This window comes from Nocardia crassostreae (assembly GCF_001613405.1).
GTDB classification, from domain to species: domain Bacteria; phylum Actinomycetota; class Actinomycetes; order Mycobacteriales; family Mycobacteriaceae; genus Nocardia; species Nocardia crassostreae.
The window spans coordinates 353184-369297 of the sequence record NZ_BDCH01000020.1 but is presented as its reverse complement, the minus strand read 5'-3'; the positions used below and the strand labels follow the sequence as shown (position 1 = coordinate 369297).

Below are 16114 nucleotides of genomic sequence, written 5' to 3'. Positions count from 1 at the left end.
GCCATGGAGCGTGTCGAGGTGGGGTTCCCCTCCGGTGGTGATGAATGTGCGGGCTGGCTCTATCTCCCGGACGGACCGCCCAGACCCCGGCCGCTCGTCGTCATAGGACACGGCCTCGGCGCCGACCGGGAAATGGGCTTGGACCGCTACGCGCGGCGGTTCGCCATGGCGGGAATGGCGGTGCTGGTCTTCGATTACCGGGGGTTCGGGGCGAGCGGCGGGGAGCCGCGGCAGGTGATCAATATCGCGCGGCAGCGGGCGGACTGGTATGCGGCCATTGCCTACGCGCGCACGATTCGCGGAATCGATGCCACTCGAATCGCGCTGTGGGGCAGTTCCTTCGGCGGCGGGCATGTGCTGTCGGTGGCGCCGGACGATCACTACATCGCGGCGGTGGTGGCGCAGTGCCCGTTCACCAGTGGCTGGTCCTCGGCCATGGCGAAGGGGCCGATCAGCCTCACCAAGACGGGCACGATGGCGCTGACCGATCTCATTGTCGGCCCGATCATCCGCAAGCCGATCAAGGCGCGGCTGGCGGGCAAGAAGCACTCCGCGGCGCTCATGAGCGCCGCCGACGTCCCCGAGGGATTCGGCCGCCTCGCCGAGGAGAGTAGTCGGTACCGTCCGAAAGTGGCTGCCCGCGTGGGTGTGTCGACCCTGTTCGGCTCCCCGCCCGCCGCACCAAGGACATCAAGGCGCCGGTCTTCTGCGCCGTCTGCGACAACGACACCGTCGCCCCGGCCGGACCAACCCTGAAGGCGGCCGAGCGCACCAAGCACGCGGTGGTGAAGCGATATCCCATCGGGCACTTCGACATCTACTTCGACGACTGGTTCGAGAAGGCCGTCTTCGATCAGACCGAATTCCTCAGCGCGGTCCTGCGGCCGTGAACGGCCGCGCCGGAATCCGTTCAGAGATACGAGGTATCGTTCACCAGCCGCACCGACGATCCGCCGTCCGGATAGAACTCGGCGATGGACAGCGATGCCAGATCCAGGTGCAGCCGGTACAGCAGCGACGGCCCCACCCCCAGGGCCAGCTGCAGCAGTGTCTTGATCGGCGTGACATGGCTCACCACAAGCACATTCGCGCCCGGATACAACGCCACCAGATCCCGCCGCACCCCTTCGATCCGCTCCCGCACCTGATCGAAGCTCTCCCCGCCGGGCGCGGGCAGCGACGGATCCCCCAGCCACCGCGCATGCGACTCCGGATCCCGCTCCCGCGCCTCCAGGAACGTCATCCCTTCCCATTCCCCGAAATCCGTCTCGATCAACCCGTCCAGCACCCGAACGGGCACCCCCAGCGCCCGCCCCGCGGCCTCGGCCGTCTCCTGCGCCCGCCCCAGCGGCGAACACACGATCGCCGCGATATTCCCCTTACCCGCAAGCATTTTCGCCGCCCGAGCCGCCTGCTCCCGCCCCAACTCCGTCAACGGCGGATTCCCCCGCCCCGAATACCGCCGCTGCACCGACAATTCCGTCTGCCCGTGCCGCAACAGCAACAACCGCGTCGGCCGACCGACCGCCCCCGTCCATCCGGGCGCAGCTCCGCCGCTGCCCCCTTCGGCCGACGAGCTCTCCTCCAAGGGAAGCAGTTCGGCGCCAGCACCGGAATTCCCGGCCGCCCCCACGGCGGACGGCTCCTGCGACGACAGCGCGGTCCGGACCTCATCGACAATGTGCGCGTCGTCCATGGCCTCATTGGCCAGTCGATCGGCGTGCGAGTTCTCGTTGCGCGGAATCCAGGCGAAGCTCACCCGATCGAACCCGGCGACCAACTGCCGCGCCCGCTCGGCGAGGGGAATCATGGCCTCGTGCTTGACCTTCCAGCGCCCCGACATCTGCTCGACCACCAGCTTGGAATCCATCCGCACCGACACCTCGCGCGCCCCGAGCTCGGCCGCCGCCTCCAAACCCGCGATCAGACCCCGGTATTCAGCGACATTGTTGGTGGCGACCCCGAGGAACTCCTTGCGCTCGGCCAGCACTCGCTCCCGATCGGCATCCCACACGACCGCGCCGTACCCGGCCGGTCCGGGATTCCCGCGCGAGCCACCGTCCGCTTCAACGATCACCATGCTCGCCACCGCTCACCCTCCACATTCCGACGTGCCATCGCGACGGGTCCGACCTGTCCGGACGGAGCGCGCCATCCGCTCGGTCAGCCCGCGCGCAGGTCGCATACTGCCATTCGCGCCCGCCCGCATCAGGTCAGGGGGCGATGAGTTGCAGCGCGCGGTCGGGGAACTGCGCGCGGGCGGTGATCACAGTCCGGATTGCTTGGTGCGCACCAGGATCGCGTTGCATTCGGGGCAGCGCAGGACCAGATCGGGGGCGGCCTTGGCAATGCGGGCGATTTCGCCGCGGTCGAGTTCCATGCGGCAGGCGCCGCAGCGGCGGGCCTGGAGCAGGCCCGCGCCGACGCCGTATCCGGCGCGCTGCTTGTCGTAGGCGGCGAGCAGGTCGGCGGGGAAGACGCCGGTGAGGGCGGCGCGGTCGGATTCGCAGCGCTGCTGGGCGACGGTCAGGTCGGCGAGGGCGTCGTCGCGGCGGCGCTCGGCGTCGACGAGATCCTGTTCGGCCTTGTCGAGGTTGGCACCGGCGTGGTCGTGGTCGGCGGCGGCGGCCTCGCGGCGCTCCATGACCTCGATCAGATCGTCCTCGAGGACCTTGCGGCGGCGTTCCAGGCTGGTCAGCTCGTGCTGGAGCTCCGAGAGCTGCTTGGCGCCGACCGAACCGGCGGTCAGCAGGCCGCGGTCGCGCTGCTCACGCTTGGCGACGGCCTCGATCTCGCCCTCGAGCTTGCGAATATCGCGGTCCAGATCGTCGATGAGGATCTCGACCTTCACCGCGGCATCCTTGCGGGTCGTCCGTTCCGCCTCGAGCTGCCGCACCTCCTGCTCCTCGGGCAGCACCTTGCGGCGATGCTCGATCCTCGTCAGCTCGGCGTCGACAGCGGCGAGGTCGAGCAGCTTGGCCTGGATCGATGGTTCGGCATTCAACGCGGAAGGTCTCCTGGACGCTATGGACGGTTCAAGACTCCCACCGTACCCGTCTTCGGCATCCCGATTGGCCAACCCAGCCGCAAGCTGGACATTCGATCGGCGAGGACCTGGGCGCGGGCGAAAAACACCGGACGGCCGGGTGACGGATGTGACATCGTCGCCTCATGGCAGAGCATGTGTACGAGGTCGAGGTGACGTGGTCGGGCGCGACCACCGGGTACCGGTCGTATTCGCGGGACCACGAGGTGCTCGCGGCGGGACGACCGCCCATCCCGGCCACCTCCGATCCGAAATTCCGGGACAGCAAGGAGCGGTGGAATCCGGAACAGCTGCTGGTGGGGGCGCTGTCGGACTGCCACATGCTGTGGTTCCTGCATCTGTGCGCCGAGGCGGGCGTGGTGGTGACGGGCTATCACGACAGCGCGGTCGGAGTGATGGACGACGAGCGTTTCCAACTGGTCACGCTGCGCCCCCGGGTCACCGTGACCGAGCCGGACATGATCGAGACGGCCATGGGCCTGCACGAGGAAGCGCACAAGAAATGCTTCATCGCCAATTCGGTGAATTTCCCTGTGGCGCACGAGCCGACGGTCGTGGCCGAGTAGCCGTGGTCGCCGCGTAGGCGCGATCCTCGCCGAGGTCAGCCTTCCGCCGCGCCGATGCTCCACGGATCGGTGCGCAGCGTGGACACCCGCGTCTCGATATCCGGCAGCGCCGCCCGCACGACGCCTTCCGCCTGTGCGCACCAAGGGAATTCGGTCGCCCAGTGGGCGGCGTCGACCAGCGCCGGGCCACCGGCGCGCAGGTGCTCGTCGGCCGGGTGGTGCCGCAGGTCGGCGGTGACGTAGGCGTCCACGCCGAGGCGGGCGACCTTGCCGAGGAAGGAATCCCCCGCGCCGCCGCACACCGCGACGGTGCGGATGATCCGATCCGGATCCCCGGCCGCACGCACGCCCCAGGTGGTCGCGGGCAATCCCTTGCGCACGCGAGCGGTGAACTCGCGCAACGATTCCGGCGCGGCGAGCTCGCCGACCCGGCCGATGCCCAGCCCCGACGGCAGCGCCGCCCGCTCGGTCACGTGATAGGCGGGCTCCTCGTACGGATGCGCGGCCCGCAAGGCCGCCAGCACCGCCGCGCGCCGGGCCGGAGGCGCGATCACCTCGATCCGGTCCTCGTCGACGACCTGCAATTCGCCGATCGCGCCCAGCGCCGGATTCGCACCGTCGAGCGGCCGGAACTGCGCGGTGCCCGCGACCCGCCACGCACTGTCGTCATAGTGCCCACTCGCACCCGCACCCGCCGCGAACAGGGCGGCCAGCACCGCCTCGGTATGTGCGCGCGGTATCACCACCGACCAAGCGTCAAGGGCGGTAACCGGTTTCGGATCCAGCGGCCCCGTGACGGTCAGCCCCATCGCCTGCGCCAAGGCGTCCGATACACCCGGATCTGCCGAATCGGCATTGGTGTGCGCGGTGAACAGCGCACACCCGGACCGAATCAGCCGATGCAGCAACGCCCCCTTCGGCGTATCCGCCGCCACCGTATCCACCCCGCGCAACAGCAGCGGATGATGCACGACGAGGGCCTGCGCCCCCCATTCGATCGCCTCGTCCACCACGGCCGCCGTCGCATCCACCGCGAACAGCACCCGCGAAACACTCTCCCCCGGATCCCCGCACACCAGCCCCACCGAATCCCACGATTCGGCCAGCTTCGGCGGATAAGCCGCCTCCAGCGCCGCAATGAGATCCGCCAGCCGCACCGCCGTCACCACAACCGAACCTCCTCCGAGACAGTCACATTCATATCGCAGTCAACCCAACCCGTGCGGCGCACCGTACGGCCGAACCCGCCCACCGCTACCGGAACGGCAAGTCGCCCCGCCCACCCCGACCGCAGCGGCAGACCGACCCCCGCCCCCGCGACCGGAGGTCGCCCCGCCCCCCGCAGAGGTCCTCCGGTCCGCGGCCGCGCCTCACAGACCGACCTCGCGGATCGCCGCGACCAGCCGATCCACCTCGGCGGCGGGCCGCACGGCCAACCGCAGGAACCCGGCGCCCAACCCCGGGAAGGTGTCCCCTCGCCGCACCGCGATCCCCTTGTCCGCGAGCCGCTTCCGCAGCAACTCGGCATCCGGAACCCGAATCAGCAGAAACGGCCCGCGCGCCGGTTCGTGCACCTCGACGCCGAGCTCGCGCAGCCGCGGAATCATCGCCTCCCGATCGGCCGCAATGGCTTCCGCCTTCCGCTGCGACTCCGCCACCGCCTCGGGCTCGGCGGTCGCCGCGATCGCCTCCAATTGCAGTGTGCCCAAAGGCCAATGCGCCCGTCCATGGTTCAACCGCGCCAGCACCTCCGGATCCCCCAGCACGTACCCGCACCGCAGTCCGGCCAGGGCCCACGTCTTCGTGAGACTCCGAAACACCAGCACATCCGGGTAACTCACCCCTGCAAGCGATTCCGCCTCCCCCGGGACCGCGTCGGCGAAGGCCTCGTCCACGACGACAATCCGCCCGGCCCGCCGCAACCCCAGGATGCTCTCGGCCGGATGCAGCACCGACGTCGGATTGGTCGGGTTCCCCACGACCACCAGATCCGCCTCCTCCGGCACCACCGCCGACTCCAGCAGATACGGCGCTTCCAACACCACTCGCACCACCGGCACCCCCGCCTCCCGCAATGCCAACTCCGGCTCGGTAAAAGACGGATGAATCACCGCCGCCACCCGCCGAGGCTCAGCTTCGATCCCCGCCGTCAACCGCGGCAGCATGGCGAATCCCTCGGCCACCCCGGCCAGCAACAGCACCTCTTCGGCCCGCCGCCCGTGCCGAGCCGCGACCGCCTCCCGAGCCGCCCGCTCCTCCCCCGCATCCGGGTATCGCCCAAGCTCCGCGAGTCGCCCCGCCAGCCGCTCCCGCAACCACTCCGGAGGCCCGCTCCCCTGCACGTTCACCGCGAAATCGACCATCCCCGCCCGCGTCTCCACATCCCCGTGATGCCGCAACTTCGCAAGGTCGACATTCGTGGCATCCGGATCCGCCGCTGCGGCCTTCGCAGCGGGGTGGGGGTCGTGGTCGGCGGTGTCCTGCGGCACAGCAGTCTACCCTACGTGGCCGGGGTTCGGGGCCAACCGACAGAATGGCTGGTGTGGGCGAGCTGCATGTGACCTTCATCTGCACCGGGAACATCTGCCGGTCTCCGATGGCGGAGAAAATCTTCCAGGCGCATCTCGAGCGCGCGGGTCTCGGTGACCGGGTGCGGGTGAGCAGTGCCGGGACGGGGAGTTGGCATGTGGGGGACGAGGCGGATTCGCGGACGAATCGGGAGCTGCGGGCGCACGGGTATCCGGTGGGGCATGCGGCGGCGGTGATCGGAAGCGATCATCGGGATGCGGATCTGCTGGTCGCCCTGGATACCGGGCACGAGCGGGAGCTGGCGCGAATGGGCGTGCCGTCGGAGCGGCGGCGGCTGCTGCGCAGCTTCGATCCGGCGGCGGACGGGGCGGATGTGCCGGACCCGTATTACGGCGATCAGTCGGATTTCGTGCTCGTGCGTGAGCAGATCGAGGCGGCGGTGCCCGGACTGCTGGACTGGGTGCGCGAACAGCTCGGCGAACCCGGGAGCGGTGAGCGCGCATGAGCGGGACCAAGCTCTCCGGACTGCGCCGCCTCGGCTTTCTGCTACGACCCAGCTGGGTGATCCTGGCGGCGGTGGTCGCCGGATTCGCCTACCTGTGCTTCACCGTGCTCGCCCCGTGGCAGCTGGGCAAGAACACCTCCACCTCGGAACGCAATCAGCGCATTGCCGACTCCGTGGAAGCGGCCCCGGTGGATGTCACCACCGTGCTCGGCGGCCCCGGTAAGGACACCGAGTGGCATCGCGTCACCGCCGAAGGCAGCTACGTCCCCGACTCGACGGTCCTGGTCCGCCTCCGCCACCTCGACGGCGCCCCCGCCTATTCGGTGCTGGCCGCCTTCCGCCTCGACGACGGCCGCACCCTGCTGGTCGACCGCGGCCAGATCGCCGCCGTCAACGGCACCCGCGCCCCCGAGATCCCCGCCCCGCCCACCGGCCAACAGCATCTCGAGGCCCGCGTCCGCGCCTCCGAAGGCATCATCGAATCCAAGCCCCCCATGACCGAAGACGGCTACCGCCAGGTCTATTCGACCGACACCGCCCAGGTCTCCACCGTCCTCGCCCTCCCCCTCACCCCCATCCCCACCGACGGCCGCGGCGGCTACCTCCAACTCGACCCCGGCCAGCCCGGCGTCTTCACCCCCGTAGCCCTCCCCCAACTCGACGCGGGCCCCTACCTCTCCTACGGCCTGCAATGGCTGGCCTTCGGCATCATGGCCCCCCTGGGCCTCGGCTACTTCGTCTACGCCGAACTCCGCGCCCGCCGCCGCGAACGCGCCGCCACTGCCCCGAAACCCGCAACCACGCAGCCCACCCCGGCCGCACCGACCGCTCCCTCAGCGACCTCGAGCGAGCCCCCGAGCGCCCCACCCGCAAAGCCCACCAATGAGGCCCGCCTAGCCGACCGCTACGGCGGCACCCGCCGCTAACCACCCCAGTTCACACCCCTTCGGCTCGGTTCACACCCAATCCAGTGCACCAATAACGGGTGTGCACCAACGGGAAAGGGTGTGAACCGCGCCGGGGGTGGGTGGGGTGGGGTCGGATAGCCTCGCCGGGTGCGTGGGACTTCGATTGCGGTGGGGCTGGTGCTGGGGTTTGCGTTGGATCGCGGTCTGGGTGATCCGCGACGGGGGCATCCGGTGGCGGGGTTCGGGTCGGTGGCACAGGCGCTGGAGCGAGTGATCTACCGGGATGGGCGGGGTGCGGGTGTTGTGCATGAAGTGTTGTTGGTGGGGGCTACGGGTGGGCTGGGGATTGGGGTGGCGCGGGCTGTTTCCGGGAGGCGTACCGGTGAAGTGTTGGTGACGGCGGTGGCGGCTTGGACCGTGTTGGGTGGGACCACGTTGGCGCGGACGGGGCGGAGCATGGCGGATCGGCTCGAGGCGGGGGATCTGGAGGGGGCGCGGGAGTTGCTGCCTTCGCTGTGCGGGCGGGATCCGGGGGTGCTCGATGCTGATAGGTTGGCGCGGGCGGCGTTGGAGTCCATTGCGGAGAACACCTCCGATGCGACGGTGGCGCCGCTGGTTTGGGGTGCGGTGGCGGGGGTTCCGGGGCTGCTGGGGTATCGCGCGGTGAATACGCTCGATGCGATGGTCGGCTATCGGAATGCGCGGTACGAGCGGTTCGGGTGGGCCGCGGCGCGGACCGACGACATCGCGAATCTGCTGCCCGCGCGTGTCAGTGGCGCCATCACCACCGCCCTGGCGCCGCTCGTCGGCGGCCGCCCGGCCGATGCGTGGCGCGCGTGGCGCCGCGACGCCGCCAAGCACCCGAGCCCGAATGCCGGTGTGGCGGAATCCACCATGGCCGGTGCGCTCGGCGTGACTCTCGGCGGGCGCACCGAATACCGGCACGGCGTCGAAATGCGCCCCACCCTGGGCGATGGCCCCACCCCTGTGGTGCGCGACCTCCGCCGCGCGGTTCGGCTCTCCGAAGCCGTCCAACTCGCCACCGCCCTCGCCGCAGCAGCTTTCGCCCTGGCCCGCCGCCGCGCCTGACCCCGCCACTTCGGGGCGGGGGCCGGGGATGTCACAGTTGTGCGGTGTGTGTCGTCTGTTCGGTGAAGGCCGGATGGCGTGCGGGAATGAACGGTGAGGGCTATGAGTGACGACGAGCGGCGGGGTGTGCCCGATCAGGCCGAGTTGGCGCGGCAGTTCGAGGAGCATCGGGGGTATTTGCGGCGGGTTGCTTACAGCACGCTGGGGAGTCTCAGTGATGCCGATGATGTGGTGCAGGATGCCTGGTTGCGGTTGCAGCGGTACTACGAGACCAGCCCGGAGGGGGCTGATATCGAGAATCTGCGGGCGTGGCTGACCACGGTGACCGGGCGGCTGGCGCTGGATCATCTCGGGTCGGCGCGGGCGCGACGGGAGCAGTACATCGGGGAGTGGCTGCCGGAGCCGGAGATCACCTCCTGGGATGATCCGGCCGATCGGATTTCGCAGGACGAGCGGGTCACCACGGCGCTGCTGGTGGTGCTGGAGTCGCTGTCGCCCGCCGAGCGTACGGCGTTCGTGCTGCAGGATGTGTTCGGTATGACCGGTCCGGAGGTCGCGGAGGTGGTCGGGCGGACACCGGCGGCGGTGCGGCAGTTGGCTTCTCGGGCACGCAAGCATGTGGAGGCGGGTACGCCGCGCTTCCCGGCCAGCCCGGACGAGCACAACAAGGTGGTGTCCGCCTTCGCGGTCGCGTGGCGGTCCGGGGATTTGAGCGCGCTGCTGGGGCTGCTCGATTCCGATGTCACCTTCACCGCGGACGGCGGCGGCAAGGTGCAGGCGTTCATCGATCCGCTGCACGGCGCCGAGACCGTGGCCAATACCTTCCTGGCCTTCCTCGCCCATGCGGCGCGCGAGGGTGGCGCGTGGGGCCGGTCGGTGCTGGTCAACGGGCGGCCGGGCCTGGTGGTGTTCGACGGTCAGCACACGGGCGTGTTCTCGTTCACCATCGACGACGGCCGCATCACCAATATCGATGTGGTCCGCAATCCGGACAAGCTGCAGAACCTGCCCGCCGAGGGCGAACCGGATTGGCAGCTCGGGAACACCGACGGCGCGCAGACGGCCGACTGATTGCCGAATCGGCGGGCCCGCAACCGGATTCGTTCCGGCTGCGGGCCCGCCGTCGTCTAACCCCGGCCCTGCGGCGAGCCGAGAATGCTCAGAAATGTCGTCTTGCCCGCGGGTTTCAGCCCATGTGCGGCGGCGACCTCACCGGAGAACAGCTGTCCGTCGTCGGCGGTAAGACCTTGGGCCAGACCGTGATCGGCATCGCAGGCGGCGCGCCAGCCCCGGTCGGCAATGGCGCGGGCATAGGGCAGGGTGGCGTTGGTGAGCGCCCAGGTGGAGGTGTGCGGTACCGCGCCGGGCATGTTCGCGACGCAGTAGAACAGTGAATCCGCCACTCGGAAGGTGGGTTTCGCGTGCGTGGTGGGATGCGAGCTCGCGAAGCAGCCGCCCTGGTCGATGGCGATGTCCACCAGCACCGAGCCGGGCCGCATGCCCGCGAAGAGGGTGTCGGGCACCAGTTTCGGCGCCCGCGCGCCCGGCACCAGCACCGAGCCGATCACCAGATCCGCGCCGAGCACGGCGCGTTCGACCTCGGCCGCATTGGAGCCGAGCGTGGTGACGCGGCCGCCGAAGCGCGCGTCCAGCTCGCGCAGGCGCGGAATATTGGTGTCCAGCACGGTGACCCGCGCGCCCATGCCGACGGCGACCGCGGCGGCATTGCTGCCCGCCATGCCGCCGCCGAGCACCACCACATCGGCGCGCCGCACCCCGGGCACCCCGCCGAGCAGGACGCCCGCCCCGCCCTGCGGCGTCATGAGGTGATAGGCGCCGACCTGGGTGCCGAGCTTGCCCGCCACCTCGCTCATGGGCGCCAGCAATGGCAGCGAACCATCAGCAGCGCGCACGGTCTCGTAGGCGATGGCGGTGATCCCCGACTGCAGGATGGCATCCGTGCACTCGCGCGAGGCCGCCAGATGCAGAAAGGTGAACAGCACCTGCCCCGCCCGCATGCGCGGATACTCCACGGCAATGGGCTCTTTCACCTTCAGCACCAGGTTGGCCACATCCCAGACATCGTCCGCCCTGGTCAGCAACTTGGCCCCGGCCGCGAGATAGTCGGCGTCGGCAAACCCCGACCCGACCCCCGCCCCCTCCTCGACCACCACCTCATGCCCGTGCCGCACCAACTCCCCGGCTCCCGCCGGTGTGAGCGCGACCCGATACTCCTGCTCCTTGACCTCCCGTGGGACACCGATCCGCATACCGCCATGGTGGCCCAGAACTCCGCTCCCGGCCATGAGCGCCACGACGCAAGTTCCGATCCGCAATCCGATAGCAATCGGAAGAAGGGCGGGGGCTGAGTCCCCGGACCCCCTTAGAAGAAAGGCGAAGGCTAGACCTCCGAGCCCCTAGGAGCGGAGCCTCGGGCCCGCCTAACAGGGTCGCGGGCCGAAATCGCGAGCCCTGCAAGCGAGGTCGCGGGAGGCTCCGGGCGTCACCAGACGTCGCGGACCACCGATCCGGCCCCCCATCCCCTGGACGAGTTGCGGGATGAGCCGTGCTGGGCTCGTCAGGCGGAGACGGTGAGTACTTCGCCGGGGACGGGGATGCGGAGTTGGTGGGTGCGGTTGGCGTAGGCGAAGTTGCGGATGAGGTAGTCGAGGGGTTCGGAGAAGTGGGCCCAGCCTTCGGCGTGGACGGGGATGATGAGGGCGTCGTTCAGGGCGGCGGCGGCTTTGACCGCGGTGCGGCCGTTGAGGGTTACGTCGGTGTCGCCGAAGCGGTCGACGTTGGCGGCGCCCACGTTGAGGATGGCCAGGTCGATTCGGCCTATGCGGGTGGCGATCTGGTGGACCAGGTCTACGGAGGCGTTGTCGCCGGAGATGTAGACGGTGGGGTGGTTGTCGGCTTGGAGGACGAAGCCGGTGACTACACCGGAGAAGGCTTCGGCGCCTTCGGGGCCGTGCAGGGCGGGGACGCCGGTGACGGTGACGTCGCCGATGCGGACGGATTCCCAGTTGCGCAGGCCCTGAACGCCTTCCATGCGTCCGGCGGCGTCGGGGGTGGACAGGACGCGGTCGACGGTGGTGAGGAATTCCCGGCCGGAGGTGTCGAGGTTGTCGGGGTGCTGGTCGTGCGAGAGCAGCACCACGTCCACCGCGCCGATCCGGTCGGCGGGGACGGCCGGGCCGGTCAGCTTGTGCAGGGTGATCCCGACGTCGTAGCTGCCGGGCGCATCGAACGTGGGATCGGTCAGCCAGGTCAGGTTGCCGTAGCGGAAGCGCACGGTGGGCCCGCCGATGTGCAGGAGTTCGAGGGTGGCGGAGGCGATCGTGTTCGTCATGACACCGAGTTTCGTGAATCGGCGAGCGGCGCAACAGTGGCCCGAAGGCCGGGCATCGATAAAATCGGGCCATGCATTCGGTGGCCGTGCTGGCATTCGATCAGATCAGTCCCTTCCATTTGTCGGTGCCCGGCTTGGTATTCGGCCGCATCGGCGCGGGCGAGGAGCGCGGCACGCCCTATCGCGTGCGGGTGTGCGCCGAAGCTCCCGGAATCCTGTCCACCCCGGCCGGATTCGACATCATCGTGCAGCACGGCCTGGAAGCCCTGGACGAGGCGGACACGGTCGTCATCCCGAGCTGGCAGCGCCATCGCCCCCTGCCCGATCCGACGCGCGACGCCCTGCGCCGCGCCCACGCGCGCGGCGCCCGCATCGCCGGGCTCTGCCCGGGCTCGTGGGCCGTCGCGGCCAGCGGTCTCGCCGACGGCCGCGAACTCACCACGCACTGGTCCGCGGCCGCCGAACTGGCCCGCGCCTTTCCGGCCGTCCGCGTCCGCGCCGACACCCTGTGGTCCGATCACGGCGATGTCATCACCTCCGCCGGGGTCGCCGCCGCCCTCGACTGCTGCCTGCACCTGGTCCGCGCCGACCTCGGCAGCCGCATTGCCACCGACCTCGCCCGCGCCCTGGTCCTGGCCCCGCACCGCAGCGGCTCACAGGCCCAGTACATCCCGGTGGCCGTCCCCGACGCCCTCGACGACGACCCGCTCGAACACGCCATGGTCTGGGCCAGAACACATCTCGACGAACCCATCGACCTGGACTCCTGGGCCCGCACGGCCTTGATGTCGCGCCGCACCTTCACCCGCCGCTTCCGCGACCGCACCGGCTCCAGCCCGCAACAGTGGCTGCTGCATCAGCGCATCGACCGCGCCCGCCTGCTGCTGGAATCCACCGGCGACACCATGGACCGCATTGCCGCCGACGCCGGTCTGGGCACCGCCGTCAACCTCCGCCACCATTTCCACCGCGTACTCGGCACCACCCCCGCCAACCACCGCGCCGTGTTCCGGGCCGCCGCCCCCGGTCTGTGAACGCGCGCGGATCCGGGCGAGCGCGCGGATCCGGCCACCCGCTAGGTTCTGGTCATGATCATTCAGCTGGGCGAGCATTCGCCGGAGATCGACGAGAGCGCGTGGATCGCGCCCAATGCCACGGTGATCGGGCGGGTGCGGCTGGGAGCCGAAGTGAGCGTCTGGTATTCGGCGGTGCTGCGCGGGGATATGGATGCGATCAGCGTGGGTGAGCGGTCCAATATCCAGGACGGGTGCGTCCTGCACGCCGATCCCGGATTCCCCTGCACGGTCGGTGCGGGAGTCTCGGTCGGGCACAATGCGATTCTGCACGGATGCACGGTGGGCGACGATGTGCTCGTCGGCATGGGCCCCACGGTGCTCAATGGCGCGGTGATCGGCGCGGGCAGTCTCATTGCCGCCAATGCCCTGATTCCGGAGGGCGCGCAGATTCCGCCGGGTTCGCTGGTGGCCGGAATTCCCGGCAAGGTGCGCCGTGAACTGGGCGAGGCCGAGCTGGATCGGATTCGCCTGAATGCCGCTGCGTACCTGCACAACATGAGCCTGCACCGGGTCGGTCAAGAGCGCTGACTGCAAGGGGTTTGTGATAAGTCCCACACTGAACAAGCGACCATATAACCCGCTGCTAGCATTCTCGAAGCGTTCCCCGGCGGCCCGGGTTATGCCGCCGCTTGCCGGGTGCGCGCTCGGGCTAGCAGGAGGTTTCATACGGTGTCGTACGAGCATGACGGTATGCACCGACGGCGAATCAGCGTGGCCGATATCGCGGCCCAGCCGGGAGGCATCGAGGCGCTCCAGCGCCGAGTTCACGAGTTACGTTGCAGCGGTATAGATTTCGCGGCGAATGCGATCGAGCGCGAGATGGCGGCGCTGAAGCTGCATTGATCGGCGGGCCCCACACCCACCCCGGTGAGACGATGAGATAATCGCTGCGCCCTAGCCGCAATGTCGCGGATGCCAACCGATCGACTGGAGACTCGATGCCGTCCGTGCCCGCCATACTGCAACGCATCCTGGAGAAGCCGCGGGCCGAGGGCGAACAGCTATTGGAGAGTGCCCTATCGGCATTCCTCGACTTCGGAATCAAGCGAACCAGCATGGGGGAGATCGCCCGTCGCGCCGGAATCAGCCCCGCGACGCTGTACCGGCGCTTCGAATCCAAGAACGATCTCGTCGAGGCCGTGAGCGTGCGCGAGGCACAGCAGTTCGTGGCCGCCATCGACCAGCGGGTGCAGGAAGTCGCGCACACCGGCGCCTCGGTCAGCGAGCAACTGGTCGAGATCTTCGTCGCCTTCATCACCAACCTGGCCAATAACAAACTGCTGCAACGACTCCTGCGCACCGAGCCCGACGTGATCCTGCCCCGGCTCACCACCGAGGCCGGTCCGGTGCTGGCGGTCGGCCGCACCTATCTGGCCGAAAAGCTGCGCACGCTCCAGGAATCCGGCAATGTCCCGGACTTCGACGCCGAACTGGTCGCGGAAGTGCTTGCGCGCCTGGGCCAGTCGCTGGTGCTGACGCCGGACGGGCTCATCCCGCTCGGCGACGAGCAGGCCGCCCGCGATTTCGCCCGCCGCACCATGCTGCCCATGGTGGGCGTGCAGCCGGACTGACTGCAAGAGATCGTTAAGCCGATCACGGGTCCGGCATTGCCAGACTGAGCCCATGAAGCTCCGCCTGCCGCAGTCGGTCCGCTCCCGGGCCGCCGCTTGGTTCCGCCCGCGCCGTCTGGCGAAACTCCTGGTCGCCGGTGTGCTCGCCGCACTGCTGGTGGGCGTGAGCTCGGTGCTGTGGGTCCGGTTCACCACCGAGGATTTCCTGTACAGCGCCGAGACCGTCCCGAATGCCGATGTGGCCATCGCCTTCGGCGCGGAGGTCTACGACGACGGCACGCCGTCGGAATTCCTCGCCGCCCGTCTCGATCTGGGTCGACGCCTGCTCGAATCCGGCAAGGTGAAGGCGCTGCTGCTCACCGGCGACAATGGGCGCGCCTCCTACAGCGAACCCGACAGCATGCGCGACTACCTCGTGCGCAAGGGCGTGCCCGCCGCCAAGATCGCGCTCGACTACGCGGGTTTCAGCACCTACGAATCCTGCGCCCGGGCACACCGGATCTTCGGCGTGAACAGCGCCATCGTGGTGACCCAGGACTTCAGTCTGCCGCGCACCGTCGCCCTGTGCCGCTCAGTCGGCATCGACACCCTGGGCGTCGGCGATGACGGCCGCCTGCACGACGGCACCTATCGCCGGAACTGGCTGCGCGATCAGCTGGCGACCACGAAGGCCGTGTATTCGATCGTGGCCCAGCCGGATCCGACCTTCCTGGGCAGGCAGGAGACCACCGTCCGCGATGCCATGGCCGCGGATTCCGGCAGCTAGGGCCGCTCCGAGTCGATCGCGGCATCCGGCTCGGCCGAGGTCTCCGGCCCTCGCGCCGCCCGCCCCGCGCGGCGATGCTGCCGCCATTTCCAATAGACCAGTCCCAGCACCGCCAGTACTGCGAGCCCGATCGCCAGATCGGCGTCGGCCTCCTTGACGATCTTCGTAAAGGATTGCCCGACCAGGTATCCCGCCAGGACGAGCACCGATCCCCACACGATCGCGCCCGCGAGGCTGGCGAGCAGGAAGCGTCGGAACGACATGGACGACATGCCGACCAGCTTCGGCAGCATGGTCCGGAAGAAGGCGCTGAAGCGTCCGAACAGAATCGCCCAGACGCCGCGCCGTTCCAGGAAGCCGCCCGCCTTCTCCAGATTCGCGCGGTAACGCTCCAGAATGGCCCACTGCATGACGCGCGGGCCGTACGCCCTGCCGGACAGATACCCGACACCCGCGCCCAGCACCGCGGCCACCACGACCAGGGCGAGCGTCGTCGCCAGATTCAGGTGACCCTGACTGGCGGCGACGCCCGCGAGAATGGCGGCGGTATCACCGGGGACCAGTAGTCCGAAGACCATGGCCTCCTCGGCGAAGACCAGCAGTCCGACGACGAGGTAGGTCCAGACCGGGGAGAAGCTGAGTATTCGCTGTATCAGCTCATCCATGGCGACGACGCTAATCGCCGCGCCGCCGCGAGCGCGGCAGA

At 69.4% G+C, this 16114-nt stretch carries 18 protein-coding genes; 11 read left to right on the top strand and 7 right to left on the bottom strand.

The window, feature by feature from the left end:
- Positions 1 to 3 precede the first annotated feature (3 nt).
- Entirely contained in the window at positions 4 to 756 is a 753-nt protein-coding gene (locus NC4_RS22665) for an alpha/beta hydrolase (RefSeq protein WP_369690778.1), read from the top strand.
- Between the two features lie 154 nt (positions 757 to 910).
- Here NC4_RS22665 and NC4_RS22660 read toward each other — a convergent pair whose 3' ends face one another.
- Both NC4_RS22660 and NC4_RS22655 read right to left on the bottom strand, forming a co-directional pair.
- Positions 911 to 2080 (bottom strand): bifunctional RNase H/acid phosphatase, encoded by a 1170-nt coding sequence (locus tag NC4_RS22660; RefSeq protein WP_067541762.1) that lies wholly within the window; start codon positions 2078 to 2080, stop codon positions 911 to 913.
- Between the two features lie 186 nt (positions 2081 to 2266).
- Positions 2267 to 3004 (bottom strand): zinc ribbon domain-containing protein, encoded by a 738-nt coding sequence (locus tag NC4_RS22655; RefSeq protein ID WP_067541563.1) that lies wholly within the window; start codon positions 3002 to 3004, stop codon positions 2267 to 2269.
- Between the two features lie 167 nt (positions 3005 to 3171).
- Between NC4_RS22655 and NC4_RS22650 the strand changes: the two genes are divergently transcribed.
- A complete protein-coding gene (locus NC4_RS22650; protein ID WP_067541561.1) occupies positions 3172 to 3612 on the top strand; it encodes an OsmC family protein in 441 nt (146 codons plus the stop codon).
- 35 nt (positions 3613 to 3647) lie between these two features.
- On the opposite strand, the gene NC4_RS22645 is transcribed toward NC4_RS22650, so the two are convergent.
- Entirely contained in the window at positions 3648 to 4778 is a 1131-nt protein-coding gene (locus NC4_RS22645) for a Nif3-like dinuclear metal center hexameric protein (RefSeq protein WP_067541760.1), read from the bottom strand.
- Between the two features lie 204 nt (positions 4779 to 4982).
- Positions 4983 to 6011: an Rv2231c family histidinol phosphate aminotransferase CobC gene (cobC, locus tag NC4_RS22640; RefSeq protein WP_067541758.1), complete on the bottom strand. Its 1029-nt coding sequence runs from the start codon at positions 6009 to 6011 to the stop codon at positions 4983 to 4985.
- A 134-nt stretch (positions 6012 to 6145) separates the two neighbouring features.
- Between cobC and NC4_RS22635 the strand changes: the two genes are divergently transcribed.
- The 4 genes from NC4_RS22635 to sigJ all read left to right on the top strand — a co-directional run bounded on the left by NC4_RS22635 (position 6146) and on the right by sigJ (position 9714).
- Positions 6146 to 6646 (top strand): low molecular weight protein-tyrosine-phosphatase, encoded by a 501-nt coding sequence (locus tag NC4_RS22635; protein ID WP_067541559.1) that lies wholly within the window; start codon positions 6146 to 6148, stop codon positions 6644 to 6646.
- 20 nt (positions 6647 to 6666) lie between these two features.
- Positions 6667 to 7572, top strand: coding sequence for an SURF1 family cytochrome oxidase biogenesis protein (locus tag NC4_RS22630; RefSeq protein ID WP_067541756.1), 906 nt, complete (start codon positions 6667 to 6669; stop codon positions 7570 to 7572).
- Positions 7573 to 7722: 150 nt separating this feature from the next.
- Positions 7723 to 8643, top strand: coding sequence for a cobalamin biosynthesis protein (locus tag NC4_RS22625; RefSeq protein ID WP_084529621.1), 921 nt, complete (start codon positions 7723 to 7725; stop codon positions 8641 to 8643).
- Positions 8644 to 8745: 102 nt separating this feature from the next.
- The gene (gene sigJ, locus NC4_RS22620) at positions 8746 to 9714 is read left to right on the top strand and encodes an RNA polymerase sigma factor SigJ (protein ID WP_067541555.1); all 969 of its coding nucleotides are present in this window, start codon (positions 8746 to 8748) and stop codon (positions 9712 to 9714) included.
- A 56-nt stretch (positions 9715 to 9770) separates the two neighbouring features.
- Here sigJ and ald read toward each other — a convergent pair whose 3' ends face one another.
- Positions 9771 to 10913 carry an alanine dehydrogenase gene (ald, locus tag NC4_RS22615; protein WP_067541754.1) on the bottom strand — a complete coding sequence of 381 codons (1143 nt, stop codon included), beginning with the start codon at positions 10911 to 10913 and terminating at the stop codon, positions 9771 to 9773.
- A 308-nt stretch (positions 10914 to 11221) separates the two neighbouring features.
- Positions 11222 to 11995 (bottom strand): MBL fold metallo-hydrolase, encoded by a 774-nt coding sequence (locus NC4_RS22610; RefSeq protein WP_067541553.1) that lies wholly within the window; start codon positions 11993 to 11995, stop codon positions 11222 to 11224.
- A gap of 71 nt (positions 11996 to 12066) precedes the next feature.
- Between NC4_RS22610 and NC4_RS22605 the strand changes: the two genes are divergently transcribed.
- The 5 genes from NC4_RS22605 (at position 12067) to NC4_RS22590 (ending at position 15408) form a co-directional block, all read left to right on the top strand.
- Complete coding sequence (locus tag NC4_RS22605; RefSeq protein ID WP_067541550.1) at positions 12067 to 13029, top strand: GlxA family transcriptional regulator; 963 nt, start codon at positions 12067 to 12069, stop codon at positions 13027 to 13029.
- Positions 13030 to 13083: 54 nt separating this feature from the next.
- On the top strand, positions 13084 to 13599 hold the full coding sequence (locus NC4_RS22600; RefSeq protein ID WP_067541548.1) for a gamma carbonic anhydrase family protein: 516 nt from the start codon (positions 13084 to 13086) through the stop codon (positions 13597 to 13599).
- Positions 13600 to 13740: 141 nt separating this feature from the next.
- Complete coding sequence (locus tag NC4_RS41115; RefSeq protein ID WP_169814852.1) at positions 13741 to 13914, top strand: hypothetical protein; 174 nt, start codon at positions 13741 to 13743, stop codon at positions 13912 to 13914.
- Positions 13915 to 14009: 95 nt separating this feature from the next.
- Positions 14010 to 14642, top strand: a complete 633-nt coding sequence (locus tag NC4_RS22595) for a TetR/AcrR family transcriptional regulator (RefSeq protein WP_067541546.1) — start codon at positions 14010 to 14012, stop codon at positions 14640 to 14642.
- 52 nt (positions 14643 to 14694) lie between these two features.
- Positions 14695 to 15408: a SanA/YdcF family protein gene (locus NC4_RS22590; protein ID WP_067541544.1), complete on the top strand. Its 714-nt coding sequence runs from the start codon at positions 14695 to 14697 to the stop codon at positions 15406 to 15408.
- Here NC4_RS22590 and NC4_RS22585 read toward each other — a convergent pair.
- Complete coding sequence (locus NC4_RS22585) at positions 15405 to 16073, bottom strand: DedA family protein (protein WP_067541542.1); 669 nt, start codon at positions 16071 to 16073, stop codon at positions 15405 to 15407. The two genes, NC4_RS22590 and NC4_RS22585, sit on opposite strands and share 4 nt — an antisense overlap.
- Positions 16074 to 16114 lie beyond the last annotated feature (41 nt).

Bases quoted from the DNA above. Each gene is read 5' to 3' on its own strand.
- NC4_RS22665 (WP_369690778.1), top strand. From the start codon at position 4: ATGGAGCGTGTCGAGGTGGGGTTCCCCTCCGGTGGTGATGAATGTGCG.
- NC4_RS22660 (WP_067541762.1), bottom strand. From the start codon at position 2,080: ATGGTGATCGTTGAAGCGGACGGTGGCTCGCGCGGGAATCCCGGACCG.
- NC4_RS22650 (WP_067541561.1), top strand. From the start codon at position 3,172: ATGGCAGAGCATGTGTACGAGGTCGAGGTGACGTGGTCGGGCGCGACC.
- NC4_RS22635 (WP_067541559.1), top strand. From the start codon at position 6,146: ATGGCTGGTGTGGGCGAGCTGCATGTGACCTTCATCTGCACCGGGAAC.
- sigJ (WP_067541555.1), top strand. From the start codon at position 8,746: ATGAGTGACGACGAGCGGCGGGGTGTGCCCGATCAGGCCGAGTTGGCG.
- ald (WP_067541754.1), bottom strand. From the start codon at position 10,913: ATGCGGATCGGTGTCCCACGGGAGGTCAAGGAGCAGGAGTATCGGGTC.
- NC4_RS22610 (WP_067541553.1), bottom strand. From the start codon at position 11,995: ATGACGAACACGATCGCCTCCGCCACCCTCGAACTCCTGCACATCGGC.
- NC4_RS22605 (WP_067541550.1), top strand. From the start codon at position 12,067: ATGCATTCGGTGGCCGTGCTGGCATTCGATCAGATCAGTCCCTTCCAT.
- NC4_RS22600 (WP_067541548.1), top strand. From the start codon at position 13,084: ATGATCATTCAGCTGGGCGAGCATTCGCCGGAGATCGACGAGAGCGCG.
- NC4_RS22595 (WP_067541546.1), top strand. From the start codon at position 14,010: ATGCCGTCCGTGCCCGCCATACTGCAACGCATCCTGGAGAAGCCGCGG.
- NC4_RS22590 (WP_067541544.1), top strand. From the start codon at position 14,695: ATGAAGCTCCGCCTGCCGCAGTCGGTCCGCTCCCGGGCCGCCGCTTGG.
- NC4_RS22585 (WP_067541542.1), bottom strand. From the start codon at position 16,073: ATGGATGAGCTGATACAGCGAATACTCAGCTTCTCCCCGGTCTGGACC.